Source organism: Armatimonadia bacterium (genome assembly GCA_039679385.1).
GTDB lineage: Bacteria > Armatimonadota > Zipacnadia > Zipacnadales > JABUFB01 > JAJFTQ01.
On sequence record JBDKVB010000050.1, the window covers coordinates 86,799 to 105,923 of the forward strand.

Annotated in this window: 13 protein-coding genes; 8 read left to right on the top strand and 5 right to left on the bottom strand. The window is 65.0% G+C overall.

What is annotated here, in order from left to right:
- Positions 1-9: 9 nt before the first annotated feature.
- Together ABFE16_05115 and ABFE16_05120 are read left to right on the top strand one after the other, a co-directional pair.
- Positions 10-2,562, top strand: coding sequence for a TIM-barrel domain-containing protein (locus ABFE16_05115; GenBank protein ID MEN6344664.1), 2,553 nt, complete (start codon positions 10-12; stop codon positions 2,560-2,562).
- A 142-nt stretch (positions 2,563-2,704) separates the two neighbouring features.
- The gene (locus ABFE16_05120) at positions 2,705-3,709 is read left to right on the top strand and encodes a Gfo/Idh/MocA family oxidoreductase (protein MEN6344665.1); all 1,005 of its coding nucleotides are present in this window, start codon (positions 2,705-2,707) and stop codon (positions 3,707-3,709) included.
- Positions 3,710-3,837: 128 nt separating this feature from the next.
- Here the strand turns inward: ABFE16_05120 and ABFE16_05125 are convergent, their stop codons facing one another.
- The 3 genes from ABFE16_05125 to ABFE16_05135 form a co-directional block, all read right to left on the bottom strand.
- Positions 3,838-4,842, bottom strand: coding sequence for a Gfo/Idh/MocA family oxidoreductase (locus tag ABFE16_05125; protein MEN6344666.1), 1,005 nt, complete (start codon positions 4,840-4,842; stop codon positions 3,838-3,840).
- A 121-nt stretch (positions 4,843-4,963) separates the two neighbouring features.
- Positions 4,964-6,226: a hypothetical protein gene (locus tag ABFE16_05130; GenBank protein MEN6344667.1), complete on the bottom strand. Its 1,263-nt coding sequence runs from the start codon at positions 6,224-6,226 to the stop codon at positions 4,964-4,966.
- Positions 6,227-6,346: 120 nt separating this feature from the next.
- Positions 6,347-7,804: an FAD-dependent oxidoreductase gene (locus ABFE16_05135; GenBank protein MEN6344668.1), complete on the bottom strand. Its 1,458-nt coding sequence runs from the start codon at positions 7,802-7,804 to the stop codon at positions 6,347-6,349.
- Positions 7,805-7,931: 127 nt separating this feature from the next.
- Here ABFE16_05135 and ABFE16_05140 point away from each other — a divergent pair, with 127 nt between their 5' ends.
- Positions 7,932-9,887, top strand: a complete 1,956-nt coding sequence (locus tag ABFE16_05140; protein MEN6344669.1) for a glycosyl hydrolase — start codon at positions 7,932-7,934, stop codon at positions 9,885-9,887.
- A gap of 105 nt (positions 9,888-9,992) precedes the next feature.
- Here ABFE16_05140 and ABFE16_05145 read toward each other — a convergent pair whose 3' ends face one another.
- Positions 9,993-10,514 carry a hypothetical protein gene (locus ABFE16_05145; GenBank protein MEN6344670.1) on the bottom strand — a complete coding sequence of 174 codons (522 nt, stop codon included), beginning with the start codon at positions 10,512-10,514 and terminating at the stop codon, positions 9,993-9,995.
- A 190-nt stretch (positions 10,515-10,704) separates the two neighbouring features.
- On the opposite strand from ABFE16_05145, the gene ABFE16_05150 reads away from it, so the two are divergent.
- The 4 genes from ABFE16_05150 to hisD all read left to right on the top strand — a co-directional run bounded on the left by ABFE16_05150 (position 10,705) and on the right by hisD (position 15,825).
- Entirely contained in the window at positions 10,705-11,094 is a 390-nt protein-coding gene (locus ABFE16_05150) for a hypothetical protein (GenBank protein ID MEN6344671.1), read from the top strand.
- A gap of 119 nt (positions 11,095-11,213) precedes the next feature.
- Positions 11,214-12,092, top strand: coding sequence for a hypothetical protein (locus ABFE16_05155; GenBank protein ID MEN6344672.1), 879 nt, complete (start codon positions 11,214-11,216; stop codon positions 12,090-12,092).
- A gap of 76 nt (positions 12,093-12,168) precedes the next feature.
- On the top strand, positions 12,169-14,472 hold the full coding sequence (locus ABFE16_05160) for a hypothetical protein (GenBank protein MEN6344673.1): 2,304 nt from the start codon (positions 12,169-12,171) through the stop codon (positions 14,470-14,472).
- Between the two features lie 57 nt (positions 14,473-14,529).
- The gene (hisD, locus tag ABFE16_05165) at positions 14,530-15,825 is read left to right on the top strand and encodes a histidinol dehydrogenase (protein MEN6344674.1); all 1,296 of its coding nucleotides are present in this window, start codon (positions 14,530-14,532) and stop codon (positions 15,823-15,825) included.
- A gap of 91 nt (positions 15,826-15,916) precedes the next feature.
- Here the strand turns inward: hisD and ABFE16_05170 are convergent, their stop codons facing one another.
- Complete coding sequence (locus ABFE16_05170; protein MEN6344675.1) at positions 15,917-17,071, bottom strand: DNA polymerase III subunit delta' C-terminal domain-containing protein; 1,155 nt, start codon at positions 17,069-17,071, stop codon at positions 15,917-15,919.
- Positions 17,072-17,200: 129 nt separating this feature from the next.
- Here ABFE16_05170 and ABFE16_05175 point away from each other — a divergent pair, with 129 nt between their 5' ends.
- Complete coding sequence (locus ABFE16_05175) at positions 17,201-19,057, top strand: hypothetical protein (GenBank protein ID MEN6344676.1); 1,857 nt, start codon at positions 17,201-17,203, stop codon at positions 19,055-19,057.
- Positions 19,058-19,125: the final 68 nt, after the last annotated feature.

Consider the following 19,125-nt stretch of genomic DNA (forward strand, 5'->3'; position numbering starts at 1 on the left):
TTGCGCGCTATGACCACACTGAGCATCTGCAACCAGCGCCGGGTAACTCAACCTCGTCGGCAGAACCTCGCCCGCCGGACCTCGACATGGTGGGCTCTTCCGCTGCTAAGCCTCGCCCTTGGTTCCCTCATCCTGACAGCCTGCTGTGCGGAGGGCGCCTGGGAGACCTGGACCGCCTCAACCCAGCGGGACGACTGCCACTGGGTCTGGACATCGCCTGCGGGTGAGATGCAGGTTAGCCTCGTGCAGTCTGCCGAGGGCGTCTATGTGCTCACCCTTGGCCCGGAGGGACGAAGGACCGGCACTGCGACGAAGGCCACCGTCAAGACGGGCGTAGTCGAGCTGCCCGGCCTACCGCCCTTGACCTTCAGCTACCAGGGCCAGTCCCTGCGCTGCACTGTGCCGGTCGCTGCCGGTGAGTGGTTCCGGGGTCTCGGCGACGATCCCTCAGGCCTCAACCAGCGCGGCAAGACAGTCCTGTGGACTGCCGAGGGCGTGGAGCGTCGCCCCGGTGGTTCGGCCGCCTTCCCGGCACCGGTGCTGTTCAGCTCGGCGGGATACGGCCTCGCAGTCGAGGTGACCGCCCAGGGCAGTCTGGGAGTCACCGGCGAGCCAGCGCAGGTCGTGGCAAGGTCGGAAGCTGGGCGATTGGCGCTGACCCTCGTGACCGGAGCAACCGTCGCCGAGCAGATGCAGCACTACCACACCAGTCGAGGCCCGGTGACCTGTCCACCCGAGTGGGTCTTCGGAGTCTGGTTCGCACCGAACGGCCAGCACACTCAGTCCGTGGTGGAGCAGAGTCTGCGACGCTGGAAGGCTCTCGGGTGGCCTGCTCCCGTGGTTCCTGTGCGGGGCTGGGAAGGGGTCGGCGACGCCGTCACTGCAGCGGGATTCCCCGACCTGCGATCAATGGTTCAGGGCTTGCATGAGGAGGGTGCACGGGTGCTGTTGGCGGATCGGCGTGCCTTCCTGCCTCTCCAGACGGCACCGGAGGGCTCTGCAGCCCTCTTCGCTGTCAGGGAGGCCGACGGTACCCGCCGGTCGGCAACCCGCGAAGAGTGTGACCGACAGCTCCCGCGCCTGTATGAGCCCCTCGCAGAGGCCGGAGTGGACGGGCTCCTTGGGGTGTGTGCCCTGGAGCCCGGACTGGGGCCGGCGCTCAACGGTCAGGCACAGGCCTACGCTGCTTTCCCCTGGGCACGCTTCCGCGCTTCGGCGGGCTCAGACACCGTCCTCGGGCTAACCGGGAAGGGAGGCTCGCCGACACCGGGAAGCGTGGTGATCGCCGATGCTCCGCAGGCCGGCTGGTCGGGACTACGGGCCAACCTGCGGACGATCCTCTCGCTGGGTCACAGTGGCAGCGCCTACTGCGGGTGCGCGATCCCGGCGGCCGAGGAGACCGGGAAGCGGCCATCGACGGAGCTCTACCTTCGTGCCGTCGAGGCGGAGGCGCTGAGCCCCCTGATGGTCATGCAAGGTGCCGGCGGGCAGGAGCCCTGGGACTGGGATAGCGAGACCGAGACGACCGCGCAGTCCTGGAGCTGGATGCGCGAGAGCTTCTCCCCGCACCTGTATTCGGTCGCGCTGGAGTCTGCGCTGACCGGTGCTCCCGTGGCACGCTCTCTGGCCTGGGTCTCTCCTGCCGATGGGGAGGCCATGGCCGTTGATGACGAGTTCGTTCTGGGCGACAGTCTGCTGGTGGCTCCGGTCTGTACGCCAAAGGGCCAACGCAGCATCTACCTTCCCGCGGGCGGCTGGATGGACTTGATCGACGGAAGCGAGTACCACGGTCCGACCCACGCCGAAGCTCAGGCTCCCCTTACCCATCTGCCGCTCTACCTGCGCGAGGGTGCCATCGTCCCAATGAAGTTGAGCCCTGACCTGCTCCTGGGTGCCGATATGAGCGAGAGCCACCGGAAGGCCCTGGAGATCCTGCCACCCTTCGGTCATGGTCAGAGTTCCTACCTGTGGCGCTGGGGCACCGGTGAGGCCCTCCTGAACTGCCGTCGTCGGGCCGAGGAGATCGTCTTCCGCGCTCACGGTCGTCAGTTGCCCGTGCGCACGCTGCTCCGGTTCGAGGTCGGCCCGCCTGCAGAAGTGAGCGTGGACGGCAAGTCGCTCAAGGAGCTCACGGAGGAACAAGTCGCCGAGGGAGAGAAGCGAGGCTACTACTACCGCAAGACTGAGCAGGTCTGCTTCCTGTACCCCGGCGATGACTGGGAGGAAGTCACGATCCTCGAGGAGCACGGCCAGTTGCGCTTCGTCGACTGGCTGGCTCCGACCCGTGTGGCAGTCGACGCGGGTCCGGCCAAGGTCGCCGTCAGTTTGCCGGAGCTCGCTCCGGGTGCGGTGCCGTCGCTGTCCTATACCTACCTGGAATCCGGGGGCGCCATCGTAGGCGAGAAGACAGGACCCTCGCGGTGGAGCTTTGCCATACCCCTGGAGAAGGCCGAGGAGGACGAGGAGCTGGTCTGGCAGGTCAAGGCGAAGGCCAAGACCGACGAGATCATCTCCTCACGCGAGCGCCGCACGCTCGTTCTCGCACACCGTGAAACGCGCTGAAGAGGAGCGCGTTTGGCCACCAGTCTCAAGATCCTCGCGCCTGCCTGCATGGGGCTTAGGCTCTTCAGCGGCAGGCGTTACTGTGCCCTCTCCCGAGGGGGCGCTACCAACTGCAGAACCCCGTGAAAGGATGAACTGCCGCATGGACAAGCTGGGAATTGCCATCATCGGCCTGCGCATGGGCTACTCGCACTTCCAGAACGCGCGGTCACTCAAGAACGCCGACCTTATCGCGGTGTGCGACCTGGACGAAGAACTCACCGAGCGCACGCAGCGGGAGTACCAGGTCCCCTTCGCAACCACGCGGTTCGAGGAGGTTCTGGAGCGCGACGATGTGAACGTGGTCTCCATCACCACGCCGGACTACCTGCACCTTCCCCAGACGCTCGCGGCGCTGGAAGCCGGCAAGCATGTCCTGATCGAGAAGCCCATGGCGCTGAACGTGGCCGAGTGCGAAGCGATGGTCAACAAGGCACGTGAGAAGAACCTGAAGCTGATGGTCGCCCACGTCTGCCGCTTCTACGACTTCTTCGCCCAGGTCAAGCGCTGGTCGGAAGACGGAACGCTGGGCAAGCCCTACTACATTGAGACCAGCTACCTCCACAACTACGAGGTCATTCCCGGCTATGACGGCTGGCGCTATGACCCGGAGAAGCGTCATCCCTTCGTGGGCGGAGCCTGCCATGCCGTCGATCTGGCCCGCTGGCTCGGCGGCGACATCGAGGAGGTTCACGCCTACGGGAACCACTTCAACATCCCGCAGCAGAAGTGGGAAGACCACATCATCGCCAATGTGAAGTTCACGAACGGTGCCATCGGGCGGATCATGAACTCCTCAGGCTGCGCCCATCCATACAACATCGAGTGCGAAGTCTGGGGAACCAAGGGCAGCATCGCCGGCGACAACACGCACGATACCGCCCAACTCGCCCTCCGTCAGACCGGCTACAGCAAGTGGCTTAGCTATCCGAAACCGACCATGGCGAAGGCGATTGCCAGCGAGCTGTCGCACTTCGTGGACTGCATCGTCGAAGACAAGACGCCGCTGATCGACGGAGTTGACGGCGCGAAGACCATCGCCACCTGCTGGGCCGTCATCGAGTCCGTGGCGACCGGGCAGCCGCAGAAGGTGCGCAACGACTTCTAGCCGCGCGGCTGGCGGAACCGGCGACTGCAAGCAGACAGCAAGAAGGGCCGTGCCGACCTCCTCTCAGGGGTCCCGCACGGCCCTCTCGCTTTGCTGTAGTGTTGATTCCGGATCAGGGCGACCCCGGGCTAGAGCATGCCCTTCTTCAGGTCAATGACCCCGCCGGTTGCGGCTGAGCGGTAGCAGGCCTCAAGTAGCGCGACGGTGTAGAGGCTGTCGCGGCCCGAGGTAGGTGGCTCGACGCCATCCTCAAGGGCATCGAGGAGGCCGCCCAGACAGCGGAAGGTAGCCTCGCCCTTGCCGTCGCCGCCGAAGGGGTTGACCCACTGCTTCAGAGGAGTCTGGCGGTTACCGGCCTCGAAGAGCATGACGCCGTGGTGGTCGATCCCCAGCATGGCCGTCTCCCCCTCGATCAGCGTCTCGGTCCGCGCCATGGGCGAGGAGAAGCTCTGGACGTAGGAGACGGCGATTCGCTCGGGGAAGCGAAGGTGGACAAAGGCTTCCGTCTCGCCCGCGCACTGGATGGCCGGCGAGCTACGCAGGGCGCAGACGACAGCCTCGGCCTCCTTGCCCAGGAACCAGCGGAAGCCGTCCAGCCAGTGTACGCCCATGATGGCCAGCGCATGACGGTTGCTCCGGGCCATCCAGCCGTTGTCCTGGCGGAAGGTCAGGTCCTGGTGGACGGCCCCGAGGACCGCACCGATGGTCCCTTCGGCAACGATGCTCTTGGCTAACTCAAAGCCGTAATGGTACCGGTAGTTATGGTTGACGGCCAGGCCGACCCCGGCGGCTTGACAGACTTCGACGATCTTGCGTGCCTCAGCGAGACCGTCGGCCAGGGGATTCTCGACGAGGATATGCTTCTCGGACTCCGCAAGCCGCTTGATGATCTCGAAGCGCAGCGGCGTAGGCGTGCAGACGATGGCGACATCGAAGCTGCACTTGGTCAGCAGGTCATCGACGCTGACGAAGGACTTGCCGATGTGGTACTTCTCACAGAACTGCTGCAGCCGCTGGGCGTCTGGGTCACAGGCAGCGATGACCCGGACGCGGCTCTCATGCTTCAAGCAGGCGTCCAGGTGTATGAGTGAGGCGTCCCCACACCCGATTACGACCAAGTCATACGTTCCCAAGGTGGTCCTCCCCCCGGAGTGTACGTCGGGCAGGAAGGACCAGCAGCGCCGCAGCGCCCGCTTGCTCTCCCTGCCCGCTCACGCCCACGATACCACGGGCGTGACAGTTGTGGCCATGCAGCTAACCCTCGATGCCCAGATAGAGCCGCCGAGGGTTCTCGTACAGGACCGCCCGCGCCAGGTCGCCCATCATGTCGCGCTGGATGAGGCCTTCGTCGACAATCTCAGCGAGTGAATTGGCCAAGCGGTTGCGCGACAGCGTTACCTTCCCATAGATCCACTCGACACAGTAAGCGTCGGAGTAGAAGGCGTTCCACTTGTTCATGGGAAGCATCTCGAGACGGTCGCGGAAGAACTCGGACAGGGTGCTCGGCGTGAAGCCCTGCCACCAGGCCCCCGAGAGCCACAGGTTCGGATAGTTGCGGGCCAGCACAGCCGCCTCATGGCTCATGACGCGCGTCGCCATGAACACGTCGAAGTTCGTATTCCGGTGCTCAGAGAAGAAGGGAACCAGGGCCCGGAGCCACTCGGGACGGTACATGCTCACCTGCGGGCCGCCGTCTTCCATGGTCATGGAACCGAAGAAGAGCTGGATGACGATTCCCAGTTCCCCGCAGGCCCTTGCGGTGCAGTCGGCCGTGAAGGAGGCTAGCTGGTCTCGCTCGGAAGCGTCCATATGGGCGCCGGCGCAGGCCTTGTGGATGAGGGCGTTGGCACGCCCCTCCTCAATGTGGCTGTAGGTCCAGGTGATCGGAGCCCAGACGTGCAGGGCCCGCAGTTGGTGCTCAGACGCCAGCGAGTTCACCTCGGCGGTGATGGCCTCGCACACCGCGTGGGCCGAATCTGCCTCCTTGGAGATGCGTCCAAGGCAGTGACCCGCCCGGGCACTGAGAGCCGGACAGAAGAGCGACTCCCCGTAGTCATACATGAAGTACCGCTGTGGCAACCGGGCCGGAACGTGGTAGTCTGCCGAGGCCATCTCAACGCGCGCCAGGTCAAGCACACGGTCCTCCCACTGCGGATCCCCGACCCTCTCGGCCACCGCATCCCACAGCCACTCCCAGTTCGACTCGTCCAGGTAAGGGTGCTGGAACCCGTACAGGTCACGGGCCATGTTCATGAAACACCAGTGGTTGACCGTGTTTCGCGTCCACTTAAGGAAGGGCACGGCCTGCGCCACCCGGTCTTTCGGCTCGATGTCCTTGTCGAAGAAGACCTCTCGCGGGCAACCGGCGCACCGGATATCGGTAGCCAGCCAGTGGTAGGAGAGCAAGGTCCACAGGTCCGCTGCCTGCCATACTCCCCGCGTTCCCTGGTGGCTGTGCACGTCAATCGCCATGGTCTGGTCGACCAGCTCGTGGGCGTACTGTTTCAGGTCAGTCATGGAATCTCACCTGGCTCCGGGTCAGGTTACGGTGTCTCTCACACACACGCTGTTCATGACACTCAGCCTGTGCCTGCGCCCTGCATGATTTCACCGCACCGGGCGTGGCAACCTGCTTGCTCACGCATCTTCCTGCGCCAGGTAGGCAGTCAGTTCCGGAGGCGTCGGCCACTCCAACTGCACGTGCTGCTCGCGGAGCGCACTGCGGAGGCTGTCGGGCGGCACCTGGTCCAGGCTCACTCCGAGGCGGTCGGCAAGGGCTGCAGCGGTGCCTGCGGCTTGGCCGAGCTCCATCATGGTACGAGTCAGCCGGCAACTGGAGGCGGCCAGGGCACTGAAACCGGCTGCCCGGCAGGCGACGAGAAGGTTGCACATTCCACGCGGGATCAGGCACCGGTAGGGTATGCCGTAGGGCTGCCTTACCTCGCCGAGTGCTGCTCCCTGCCCGTGACGGTCCATGGCGTGGTCGGCGATCGCGATGACGTCCGTGTGGCTCTGTCCGCTCAGGCCGGCCATGAGGTCAAGCTGCGTGAGGACATACTCGGTGACCACTCGTTGGGACTCTCGCACGCCCAGCGCCGGGGCAATCCAGGAGAGACGGTAGCTGCGGAACTCGGGCCAGTTGGTCTGCACGAAATGCCAGTGACACAGCACCCGGCGTCGAGCCTCCGCATAGGCGGCTGCAGGCCCCAGGTCGAGGTACTCGCGCCCCTCCAGAGTCGGCAGCATGTTCATCATGTAGTCACCGCTCGGGAGACGGGCTGCACTCACCGAGGGGAGAGAAGGTCGCCACCAGCACTTTTGGGGCACTTCTGGTGGAAGCGATTCCACTAGCGAGGTGACAGCAGGTGTCACCCTGTAAACCAAAGTAACGCCGTTGATGCGGTCGGTAGACTGCTCGGGAGCGCCGGGTTCGCCGAAGCGCGAACGCGGCTCCTGGCCGCCCATCATCTCGCACCCGGCGGCGGCGCAGACCACGGCATCGCCGGTCGCATCGATGAAGGACCGGGCCCTAATAACGGAACCATCAGCAAGACGGACCGATCGGAGCGAGTCCGCGTCACAGTCCACTCCCACGCAGGGGGCGCTGGTGAGGAGGGTGCACTGGCCGGTCTGTGCAAGCAACTCATGGACGGCCCGCAGGTACTGGTCGGGGTCGGTGATAACACCGTGCCAGACCGCGCGACAGTAGGCCTCGTTGGCTACCTGTCCGGGAGGCACATGGCGCTGGAGGGTGTCGCGGTAGTGCAGAGCGGGATCGGGCACCAGCTCGCCACCGGGAAAGGGTACCTTGCCCTTCTCCGTGGGCCAGGACTGATGCCTGCCGAAGCTGTAGATGCCAACGCCGCCGGGAAGACGCTTGAGGCGCTTGTACAGATCGAAGGGGATGCCGGTCGTGCCGGCGCCCATCTCCCACACGTTGATCCCGGCACGGACCATCGTGCCACCGATGACGTCGGCCGCCTCGATGAGCAGCACCGAGAGGCCAAGGCGCGAGGCGGCCAGCGCAGCGGCAATCCCGCCACTGCCGGCGCCGATCACGGCCAAGTCGTACTGACCGTCACTAGACGTGCGCACAGATCACCTGGGCAAAGGGCATTGTGGGCCAATTCCCTCTTGTCGCCCGCGCACCTTCTTTCGGCAGTTCGGAGGAGGCTGAGAGAGCCCGGGAGAAGGTAGTCTTGCAGGGCTGGAGGTAGCCTCTTTGGGGGTACGACAGGCCCTGTGCAGCACAGACATCGTGAAGGAGTTGCTCCCTATCATGGGTTCGCTGGCCGACCTGGCACGACAGTTTGCCGAACCGCCGCTTGACTACTCACCCATCCCCTTCTGGTTCCTGAACGGAGACCTGGAACCCTCGGAGCTGCGCCGCCAACTGCGGCTCATGCGGTCCATCGGCATCGGCACGGTGGTGCTTCATGCCCGCGCCGGGAGAGCTGTGGAGTACCTGTCGCAGGAGTGGTTCGACGCCATCCGGGTGTGCGTCGACCAGTGCTCCGAACTGCAGATGAAGACCTGGCTGTATGACGAGGACAACTGGCCGTCGGGCTATGCAGGTGGTGAAGTGCTCAAGCGCTACCCGGAGGGGCAGGCCAAGTGTCTGGCAAGGGTTGGCTCCGAGCCCTGCGAGGGTGTTCACGTCGCCACCGTCGGCGGTCAGAGCTTCGTGCGACAACTGACTCCGTGGCATCCGGCCTATAGCGAGGGTTGGTATACGGACCTGATGGACCTCAAGGCCACGCAGACCTTCCTGGAGACGACCCACGAGCGCTATGCCGAGGCCCTCGGCGACCACCTGGGCACGACGGTAACGGCGGTCTTCACCGATGAGCCGGGCTTCTACAACCACTTCCACAACTGCGCGCCGGGGACGGTCCCCTGGACCGACGACCTGCCCGCGGAGTTTGAGCGGCGTGTAGGCTACAGCCTCCTGGACTACCTGCCGGCGCTGTTCGAGGATTGCGGCGGGAGTGAGCTTGTCCGCGTCGACTTCTACCGTGTGGTCAGCCAGCTCATCTGCGAGCGGTACTACGGGCCTCTGCGCGAGTGGTGCCGGGCACACGGCCTGAAGTCAGTGGGCCATGTGAACAACGAGGAGTACCTGGTCGACCACGTGCGGTACAACGCCGACTTCTTCAGCGCCATGGACGGGCTGGAGGTGCCGGGGATCGACATCATCGGTCCTGCAGGCGGATGGCATCGCATGCCCGACAGCTTCCTTCCCAAGCTCGCGGCCTCAGCGGCCCACACTCGCGGCAAGACCCAGGTGATCAGCGAGACCTACGGGGCCTCGGGCTGGGGCCTGTCCCCGGAGGAGATGCGACGACTGGCCGACTGGCAGAGCGTTCGAGGCGTCACGCGGCTGGTGCCCCATGCGTTCTACTATTCGGTCGAGGGGTTCCGCTACAACGAGTGCCCGCCCTCACTGTTCTTCCAGGGCCCGCATTGGCCCTACATCCCTGCCCTGATGCGCTATCTGACGCGCTGGACGTGGCTGCTGGAGAACACGCAACCGGTGGGCGAGGTCGCCGTGTACTACCCAATTGACTCGGTGCGGGCCGTTACCACCCCTGAGGTGCCGCCCTCGCTGGGCAACGGTCTGGCAGAGGAGGAGGCAGGCGAGGCCGGCAAGCTGGGGCTGGCCTTCCGCGAGCTGACGGACTCGCTGTTCCGGGCCAAGGTCGACTTCGAGGTGGTTGACGACACCGCACTGGCGGCTGCCGAGCTCAGGGACGGAGGTCTCGTTCTTGCAGGCCGCCACTTCCGCTGCCTCGTCTTGCCCCGGGGCGAGCTGAGCGACGCCGTGGAGGGATTCGTCACACAGGCTATACAGGCAGGAGTAACGGTCCTCGAGGGGGCTCCCGAAGCGGTCGTCGCTGATGCCTCGTGGTGGGCCTGCCTGACCCTGGACCCGCCCTCTACGCAGGTGACGGCGACCCGCAGGGCGACGGAGACCGGCGACCTGTTCCTGATCGTCAATGAGGGCGAGGACAACTACGAAGGCACGGTACTGCTGCCGGTGAAGGGCGAAGTGACGCAGTGGGATCTGGGTGCCGGCCAAGTGGACCCGTGGCAAGCCGAGGCGACTGAGGGCGGCACGCTGATCCGGCTGTTCCTGCTCGCCGGAAGTGCCGTGTGCTTCGGTGTGCAGTGGGTCTGAGGCGTCCTCAGGGCAGTCAGATAGCAGCGAAGGCAGCCCCGGGAAAGGGGCTGCCTTCGGTTTGGGTTCTCTGCTCAGCGGGGCATGGAGCATGAGTGGAAGTCGCTAGTCACGGTGACCAAGGGGACTGTGGTTGCCATCCCGCTCCTGGGGGCCTGGCTGCCCCTCAGCGCCCTCGTGGCGATCCTTGTTCTGTCCGTGGCCCTGCTGCAGGCCCTGGCCGGCAACCCGGTACTGGCTCAGCCCACCACGAACCGTGTCCATCTGCTGCTGGAGGTCGAGCAACTCGGCCCTCTTGATCTCGATGGCCTTAGCGTTCGGCCTCTCCGCATCCTGCAGCGTCCACAGCTCCCAGGTCTTCTGGTGGTAGCGGAGCATGAGCGCACCAAGCCTGTTCCACAGCGTCCTGGACTCAGAGGTGACCCTGATCCGGATCCCCTCGTTCAGGTTGTAGAAGCCATAGCCACGACCGGCCGTCTCGGTGCCGGTCGAGTGGTTGTCACGTGCACCAAAGACCGGCTTGCCGGTCGGGCCATTTGCCTTCCCCGGTTCGGCACAGACGCTTACGGCGGTCACCGCGAGTGCCAGGAGGGCCATGCTGATCCAGACCAATCGTCGCGTTCTCATCGAGCGTTCCTTCCGCCAGGGGTACGCCCCTGGGCAAAACATGAAAGTATGTACTACCGTCTTGTTAGGTCATGGTACCCCGTGCGGGGTTCCCGAAAGCGGGCCTATACCGATCGAAGCCCGCTTTGTTACCCGGCAGGTTCGACAGGCCTGCTCCGCGAATTGCTCGTAGCAGTTAGGAGGAGAGCCCGTGTCTGACAACGATCAGAGACCATACCACCGAGGTCTGAACCGCACTCAGAGGCGGCTGCTCCTGTGGCTCCCGCTTGTGGGGCTCTGGGCAGTGCTGTTTCTGGTGTCGAAGAGCCCCGAGAGTGATGACCGTGACTGGCCCAGCTTCGTGATGATGGCCGTCGTGGGCGGCCTCGTGTTTGTGGGAGTGTGGTTGGCGGTGATGAAGCTGACCACGCCCAAGGCTGCCCCTGAGCAGACCGTCGACGAGAAGGTTGCCCACAGCGGAGGCCGAGCTGCCCTGATCTACGGCAAGGAAGCGCCCAAGACGGCTGAAGACCAGAAGAGCGACGCCGAGTCGGAGCAAGCGCCCGAATCCTCTCCCCCGGAGCCACCGGCGGAGCCCTGAAGGCCTGCAGCACCTCCAACGCAGGTCTGCCGGACGATGAGAGCTTCCGTGCCTTCGGGGTGTCGCTCGGGTCGATGTGATGCCACAGCCTCTCGAAAGGGTTGATCGACGTGCGCACGATGAGCATGATCTGCTTGGCCCTCACCGCAGCCTCTCTTGCCCTGGCTCAACAGCCGATGACCATGGGCGACATGGAGAGCCTGACCGTTGTGTCCGCCCAGGACGCCGGCAACTGGGAACCAGCGGAAGCGACCATGACCCAGGCGGCCGCACCCGGTCTCAGTGGGGTGTCCGCTCTGCGGTTCCACGTCGAGGTGGACTACAACGCCGGTGAGAAGGCCTATCCCGTCGGGTGGCCGCGAGCCTACTACTCGCTCAAGCAGCCCTGGCAACGCACCTGGGGCGACTACGACTATCTTCGGTTCTCCGTCTACACGGAGACCTCCCGCGAGACGCTGCCCTCGAACCCGCTGTCGCTCCTCATCTACGCGCCGGACAAGGGCCACCAGTACGTCCGCAACCTCTCGGAACTCAAGAAGGGCCAGTGGGTCGACTTCGAGATCCCTGTGTGGAACATCGAGAATCCGCAGGAAGTCACGCGGCTGGGCGTCTCGCTGAGCGAGTCCAACTATCGCGACCATGACGTGGTGACCTTCACCATCCGCGATCTGTGCCTCGTGCGCCATGCGACACCAGTGGTGAGTCAGCTCACGGTGAGACCGTCCGTCGCTTACACTGACCTCCCGGTGCTGCGTGTCGGTTTCCGGGCGCTTGGCATCCCCGCAGGCAAGACGGCGGACGCCCTGGTTACGGTGACCTCCGGCGACCAAGTCGTCACCGAGTCGCGTGAGAAGGTCTCGGCCGGCCTGAACTCACTGCTGGCCAACCTGCAACTCGTGGACCTGGCCGAGGGCACCTACAAGGTCACGGTCAAGCTGGCTGGCGGGCCGGGTCAGGAAGGGTCACTGAAGGTGGTTACTTCGCCCTGGGCGAGATGACCGCAGTTGGGACTGCCGCAACCGGATCAGCGCTCAACCATTCCGTGCCTGTATTGAGGCTTGGAGGGGACCGTAGATGCCTTATCTGCTGTTTGCCATCCTGCTGACAGTGCCCCTGGCGGGTCAGGCTGCGACGTACCAGTACGACTTCGGCACCGACCAGTCGGGGCTCATGGAGGGCTTCACCCGAGTCACCGACAAGGCCGCCTACACTGCGGAGAAGGGCTATGGCTGGACCGCGGCGGGCAACATGAAGCCCTATGTCCAGGTCTTCAAGGACGCGGTGCCCAATCCCGGCCGGGGTACCGTCGATCCGCCCCGGATGTACACCAACGCTCTCACCGAGGACTGCCTCGTCGGCGATGCAGCGCGCACCTTCCAGGTGGACGTGCCGGCCGGTGAGTGGCGGCTGTACGTGCTGTGCGGCATCAGCTACGGCATGCCGGCGCAGTACTTCGACTTCGACGTCACAGTGGGCGGCCAGAAGACTCGCGTGCAGTTCGAGGGCAGCTACCAGTTCCGCAACCTGCGACTGTCGGCGACGACCGACGGCAAGCCCCTGCAGATCACCCTCGACCCGCGCAGTAAGTGGGCGCTGAACGCGATCATGGTCTGGAACGCCGCGGAGGATGAGAAGGTGGCCGGGTTCCTGAAGCCTCTGGAGGAGCAGATGTACGGGCTGCCACCGGAGGAGATGGCCAAGTGGGAGAAGGACCCACCGCCGCCGACGGCCTCCTGGGACCCAAGGGCCGTCACCCGCACCGACCTGTTCCGGGGCTTCGTGATCTACCACAAACCCTACCTGGAGTGCGTGTACCCGACCACGAACCCTTACGGGTTCGAGCGCCGACCAGAGATCCGGGTGTTCGCCACTCCCGGCGAGTATGAGCCGCTGACCTTCGAGGTGCGTACCCTCTCGGCGCTCACCGGGGTGCGGGTTACTCCGCGAGACCTCGGCCCCATCGAGGCGAACACGATCGACGTGCGCCATGTCCGGTACATGCGAGCACGGCCGAACTACACCACGATGTACCGCTACCGAATCGTGCCTGATGTGTTGGAGCGCTTCGACGCTCTCTCCCTTCCAGCCAACGAGAGCCACCGGTTCTGGCTGACGGTGCAGGTTCCGGAGGATGCGAAGCCCGGCATCTACGAGGGGAGTATCGAGTTCACCGCAGAGGCGGTCCCGGGGCAGCCGAACAAGGTCACAGTACCGGTGACACTGCGGGTTCTCGACATCAAGCTTCAGGAAGACCCCTCCAAGATCCACGGCATCTACTACTACGACCCGCTGGACCAGTGGGCCAGGGCGACAGACGAGGTGTCGAAGGACTACTTCTGGCACAAGTCCGAGTTGGAGCACGCCGACATGGTGGCCCACGGCACCCGCAATGTAGTGATGAGCGCCTCGTGCGGCGCGGCGGACGCCGAGGGCAAGTTCACGGCCAACTGGACGGCGCTCTCGGCCAAGATCGAGATGGCCCGCAAGTTCAACTTCACGCCGCCCTTCGTGGTGGGCATCAGCACCGGTGCCGTATACAACAAGTACACGAAGGAGAGCTTCGGCGGGCACCTGCGCGGGCTCAAGATGCCGCCGCCGGAGTTCTTCACCGAGATGCGCAACATGACGGCCTTCGTCGAGTCGGAGCGCAAGAAGAACGGCTGGCCGGAGTTCCTGTACTACCCGATCGACGAGCCCGGCCAGTCGCCCGAGGCCGTCAAGTTCATGACGGAGCTGCTGAAGGCCGTTCAGTCGGCGGGCGTCCGGACCTATGTGACGGCAGACCCGACGGCCGAGGCCTTCCAGCCGATGAAGCCCTATGTTGACGTCTGGTGCACCCAGCCCTTCGCGCCGGACCGTGAGACCTTGCTGAAGGACACCGCTGCCCGCAAGGTGGAGTACTGGTGCTACCCCAACCACGTGAACGGTGAGAATGACCACACACCGGTTGCCGGAGCGCGCATGACCTACGGGTTTGGGTTCTGGCGCTCGGGCTTCAGAACGCTCATCCCGTGGATCTACCAGTCGAGCACCGGCGACCCCTTCAACTATCTGGACGGCTCAACCATGGACTTCTTCAACCGCAGCGAGCCGAACGGGACGCCGATCCCTGTGGCGATGTGGGAGGCCTACCGCGAGGGCTATGACGACTACCGGTACGTGTATACTCTGCAGACACTGATCGACAAGGCGCGGGCTCAGGGCAAGCAGGCCGAGGCTGATGCCGCGGAGAAAGAACTGCGCTCCGTGTGGGATGCCCTACGGGTGCAGGAGAAGTACAAGTACGATGACCTGTGGGCGCCGGAGGAGTTCGACGTGTACCGGTGGATGGTAGCGCGGGCGATCCTGAAGCTACACGACGCCGGTGTCCGGGAGTAGCGACCCGCAGCCTGATCTCAGAGAAGGACCCTTGCCACGCTGTCAGAGGAGGCAGTCATGTCCATCGTCAAGGTTGAGCAGTTGGCAGACCTCACGGCCGAGCGCCGCGAGGCGATCATGAGCCGGTCCATGGAGGACATCGGCGACATCTACGAGGGCGTCCGCACGATCTGCGACGACATCAGAAAGCGTGGCGACACGGTCGCTTTGGAGCACTACCGGAAGCTGAAGGACGACATCAGCCCTGCCGACCTGAAGGTGACGCCGGAGGAGACCGCTGCAGCCTACAAGGTGGTGGGCGAGGAGGTGGTGGCGCAGCTCAAGTTCGTGGCGGCCAACATCGAGAAGTTCCACCGGGCGCAGTTGGAGCGGGACATGTGGTCGGTGGAGATCGCACCGGGGATCCTGGCCGGTCGCGTCAGCCGGCCAATGGATAGCGCGGGCTGCTACATCCCGGGCCGTCAGGCCAGCTACCCCTCCAGCGTGTTGATGACCATCACACCCGCGAAGGTGGCCGGGGTCGAGCATATCGTCGCGTGCACACCACCCGACACGGGTATGGTGGCCAACGCGACTTCCCTTGTCGCCGCGGACATCGCCGGGTGCGACGAGGTCTTCAAGATCGGCGGCCCCTGGGCTGTCGCAAGCATGGCCTACGGGACCGCGACGGTGCCGCGGGTCAACAAGATCGTAGGACCGGGGAACAAGTACGTGACGGCGGCCAAGATGGCCGTCTTCGGGCAGGTGGCAATTGACTCGCCTGCGGGCCCGAGCGAGATCCTGATCCTTGCTGACGACAGCGCCAACCCGGCCTGGGTAGCGATGGACTTCTTCTCGCAGGTGGAGCACGACCAGGACGCCGCTGCGGTGCTGGTCACGCCCTGCGCAGAGCTGGCAGAGGCTGTTTCCCGCGAGATCGACCAGAGGTTCCCGACGATTCCGCGCCGCGAGATTCTTGCCCCGGCGCTGGAGAACAACTCGGCGATTCTGGTGACGAGCACCTTGGACGAGGCGATTGCCTTCACCAACGACTATGCGGCGGAGCACCTGGAGGTCGTGACCCGCGATCCGATGCTGGTGCTTCCGCGGATCAAGCACGCCGGGTCGATCTTCCTGGGGCCGTATGCGCCGGTGCCCGTGGGTGACTACGCTTCGGGAACGAACCACGTCCTGCCCACGGGACAGTGCGCCAAGATGTTCAGCGGTCTGTCCACCGACGACTTCATCAAGAAGCCGACCTTCCAGCTCCTGTCGAAGCAGGGCCTGGAGTACCTGTCCCATGCGGTGCTGACGCTGTCTGAAGCCGAGGGGCTGCCGATGCACGGCGAGACGGTGAAGGTGCGCCTGCAGTAGTTGAAGCTCCGCGCAGAACCCTTACGGGGGCAGGGCCGAAGAGGTCTTGCCCCCGTTCTGTTTGCGGAGGAGGAGAGGCAGACGGCGAAGGCTAACGCAGGTCGCCAATGAGGCGGAAGGATAGGACCTCGACCGCCAGACGCAGGTTGGCGTTGCCGCGCAACTGACGGCGCGAGTGCTCGATGTCCTCACAGGCGCGGCGACACTTGGAGGCCTGCCGACCCTCAGCGAGGGCAGCGAGTTGGTCGAGTCGGTCGGCGTTGACGACCAGGCGCTGCTCTCCGCCGGCGGTGAGAAGGGCCAGATCGCGGAACCACGAGAGCAGGATGTCGAGGATCTCGTTCGTCTTGGTGCGAAGGATGCGGTCCCGGCTGGCCTTGAGGGCCTTCTCGGCGAAGTCGTCGCTCTCGGTGGCAAGCCACCAGTCCTCGGCAGCTTCGAGGAGCTTCTCGGTGACTGCCATGCCCTCGAACCAGTCGCGTCCGGCCAGCGAGGCGGCCAGGTCGAGGAGCTTGCCCCGGAGCTCAAGCACCTGCGGGTGCTCCAGAAGGCGCAGGGCCCAGCCGATTCGTCCGCCCGAGAGGGCGACCACCGACCGCAGCACTACTGGATCGGTCTCCGGGCACAGCGTGCGGATTCCCTCTTCTGCCTGACTCAGCGGCGCTGGACGGAAAGTCAGCGACTGACACCGCGAGATGATGGTGGGCAGCAGTCTGGACAGGTTCTGCGTAGTCAGGACGAGGGTGGTGTCGCCCGGCGGCTCCTCGAGGGTTTTGAGCAGGCGGTTGGCCGAGGCCGGGTTCATGGACTCCGCCGAGCACACGATGAAGATCTTGCGTCGCGCCTGAGAGGCCTTGAGGTTCGCCTGGCTGATGAGGTCGCCGATCTGCTCGGTGGTGATCATGGCGCCCTCGATCACCATGTCCTTGGCTTCCTCGTCGCCGGCGGCCTGCACCTTCGCCTGCGGACGCACCAGGTGCACATCGGGATGGCTGTCGCGGTCGATGCGCCGACAGGAGTCGCACTGATCGCAGGCACTGGCGGGGTCGCCCTCGGCTTCGTCACCAAAGAGTGATGGACCATGCCCGGTGCAGTTGACGGCCTTGGCGAACTCGTGGGCGACGCGGGACTTGCCCACGTTCGGCGGCCCGACAAACAGGTATGCCGGGGCGATGCGCTCGGAGAGAATCGCGCGTTTGAGAACGGCAATCGGCCGCTCGTGGCCGATGATCTGTGCGAAAGACATGATGGGTTCTTCCACTCAAAGTCAGTGACAACCTGCCCGGCAGGTCCCTCCCAGGTCGTGGGGGAAGGGATACCGACTACTTGTTCTGGCCCTCCGGATTCCTGAAGGTGGGGCCCTTGGAGGCAGACGATGGTCGCTACTGGGGTACTGGTTGTACTCGGGTTGGCATGCCAGGCTTTCGCGGCAGAGACTCCTGCCGGGCATCTACCCTGTGAGCCGCTGGGCGAGCCGGTCAAGATCGGCGCCCTGGGCGTGAGTCTGGTGACGCCGCATCCTGCAGGCTACCACATCTCCTGGTTCGGTTACGAGTCGTCGGACAGGATGGGCGTGTTGAGCGTCCGCACGGACAACGGCGAGACAGCCTGGTACGACCTGCTGGGCTACGGCAAGTCACATGTCCTGATGACCCTGGGTGCTGACGGCGCCCTGTACCTCTACGCGGGGAATCCAGCCCACTTCCTGCGCCTCGACGTGGCCGGCGGCAAGCTGACCGATCTGGGCGTCCCGGCCTCTCCGGCTTCGTACTGGATGGGCACCAGCCTCGCCCAGGGCTCGGATGGCACGGTCTACGTCGGCTCCTACCCGCGCACCTACCTCGTGGCCTGCGACACTCGGACAGGCAAGGTGCGCAACCTCGGCCGGATCTCCGACGACGAGAAGGAGCGCTACATCATCAGCGCAGCCGTCAGCGCCGACAACCAGGTGTACTGCGGCATCGGCCTCCACCATCGCGAGTTGTGGTGGGTCGATCCCGCCACCGGCGCCAAGAAGCAGCTTCTGCCCACGGAGATGACCGAAGCGCAGGGGAGTCCACAGGTCTGGACGGCTGCTGACGGCCAGGTCTATGGCGCCTCGGGGAACACCAAGTTCCGGGTTACTCCCCAGGGCATCGAGGTCTTGACGGAGACGCCCGGACGTGCGGCGACCGAGACCCGTCTCGCAGGCGACTTCACCGTCCTTGGCCTCGATGACGACGGCCGCCTGGTGATGAAGAACGCAGCTAGCGGCGAGGTCCGGACCGTGCAGACCAACCACAAGCCCCGGCTCATCGGCATCTACAGCGTGGGCTGCGAACGCAAGGGTGTGCTCTATGGCGGCGCGGTGTTCCCGGGCCTGGTGTACTCCTGCGACATGGCGACGGGCAAGCTGAGCAACCTCGGCGAGCTGTGCCCCGGTGCGATCCAGATCTACGATACGATCAGCCTGCCTGAGGGCCTGTTCATGGCCAGCTACATGGGCTGCAAGCTCGATGTGTATGACCCAGACCAGCCGATCGAGGCCGGCAAGAATCCGCGGCACATCACCGGCAGCATCGCCGGCCAGGAGCGGCCGGTCCAGTGGGAACTCGGTCCCGACGGCAACCTGTACTTCGGCACGACCCCGGCCAAGGGCAGACTCGGCGGTGCGCTGGTGCGGCTGAACCCGAAGGACCTGACGCTGAAGACGTGGCCGGACCTCGCCCCCAACCTCAGCCCGACCTACCTGACCGCCGTGCCGGAGACCGGTGAGCTTTTCTGCTGCACCAGCGTCGGCGGTGGGAGCAGCGCGATCCCCGTGGAGACCAAGGCCTGCGTGTTTCTGTGGAACCCGGCGACGGAATCCATCGTGTGGAAGGGCGAGGCACTGCCCGGCGAGCGTGTCTACGGGAGGGCAATCCGCGCGAACAACGGCCTTCTCTACGGTCTCGGCAGCGGGAAGTACTACGTGTTCGACCCAGTGAAGCGGCAGGTAGTCACTACCGGCGACCTGCCTGTGCAGCGCCGACGATTCCCCGAGCTGAGCGACTACCCGGTTGGCCCGAAGGGCCTCATCTACGGGATCGGCGATGATGCGCTGTTCGCCCTCGATCCGACGGACAACACGGTGCGCGTCGTCGGTCACCACCCGGCGCTTGAGAAGGCGCAGGGGTTCCTGGTTACGCAGGACGGGACTTTGTACTTCGGGGCCGGTCCGACGCTGTGGCGCTGCCGGATTCCACAGTCCTGATCGAGCGATCCTTGCCAGAGTGAAGTGACGAAGACAGCCCGGGGCGCTCAGCACGCACCCGGGCTGTT

What these genes read in the sequence shown, in the direction of transcription:
- ABFE16_05115 (MEN6344664.1), top strand. Translation starts at nt 10, where the DNA reads ATGACCACACTGAGCATCTGCAACCAGCGCCGGGTAACTCAACCTCGT.
- ABFE16_05120 (MEN6344665.1), top strand. Translation starts at nt 2,705, where the DNA reads ATGGACAAGCTGGGAATTGCCATCATCGGCCTGCGCATGGGCTACTCG.
- ABFE16_05130 (MEN6344667.1), bottom strand. Translation starts at nt 6,226, where the DNA reads ATGACTGACCTGAAACAGTACGCCCACGAGCTGGTCGACCAGACCATG.
- ABFE16_05145 (MEN6344670.1), bottom strand. Translation starts at nt 10,514, where the DNA reads ATGAGAACGCGACGATTGGTCTGGATCAGCATGGCCCTCCTGGCACTC.
- ABFE16_05155 (MEN6344672.1), top strand. Translation starts at nt 11,214, where the DNA reads ATGAGCATGATCTGCTTGGCCCTCACCGCAGCCTCTCTTGCCCTGGCT.
- ABFE16_05160 (MEN6344673.1), top strand. Translation starts at nt 12,169, where the DNA reads ATGCCTTATCTGCTGTTTGCCATCCTGCTGACAGTGCCCCTGGCGGGT.
- hisD (MEN6344674.1), top strand. Translation starts at nt 14,530, where the DNA reads ATGTCCATCGTCAAGGTTGAGCAGTTGGCAGACCTCACGGCCGAGCGC.
- ABFE16_05170 (MEN6344675.1), bottom strand. Translation starts at nt 17,071, where the DNA reads ATGTCTTTCGCACAGATCATCGGCCACGAGCGGCCGATTGCCGTTCTC.
- ABFE16_05175 (MEN6344676.1), top strand. Translation starts at nt 17,201, where the DNA reads ATGGTCGCTACTGGGGTACTGGTTGTACTCGGGTTGGCATGCCAGGCT.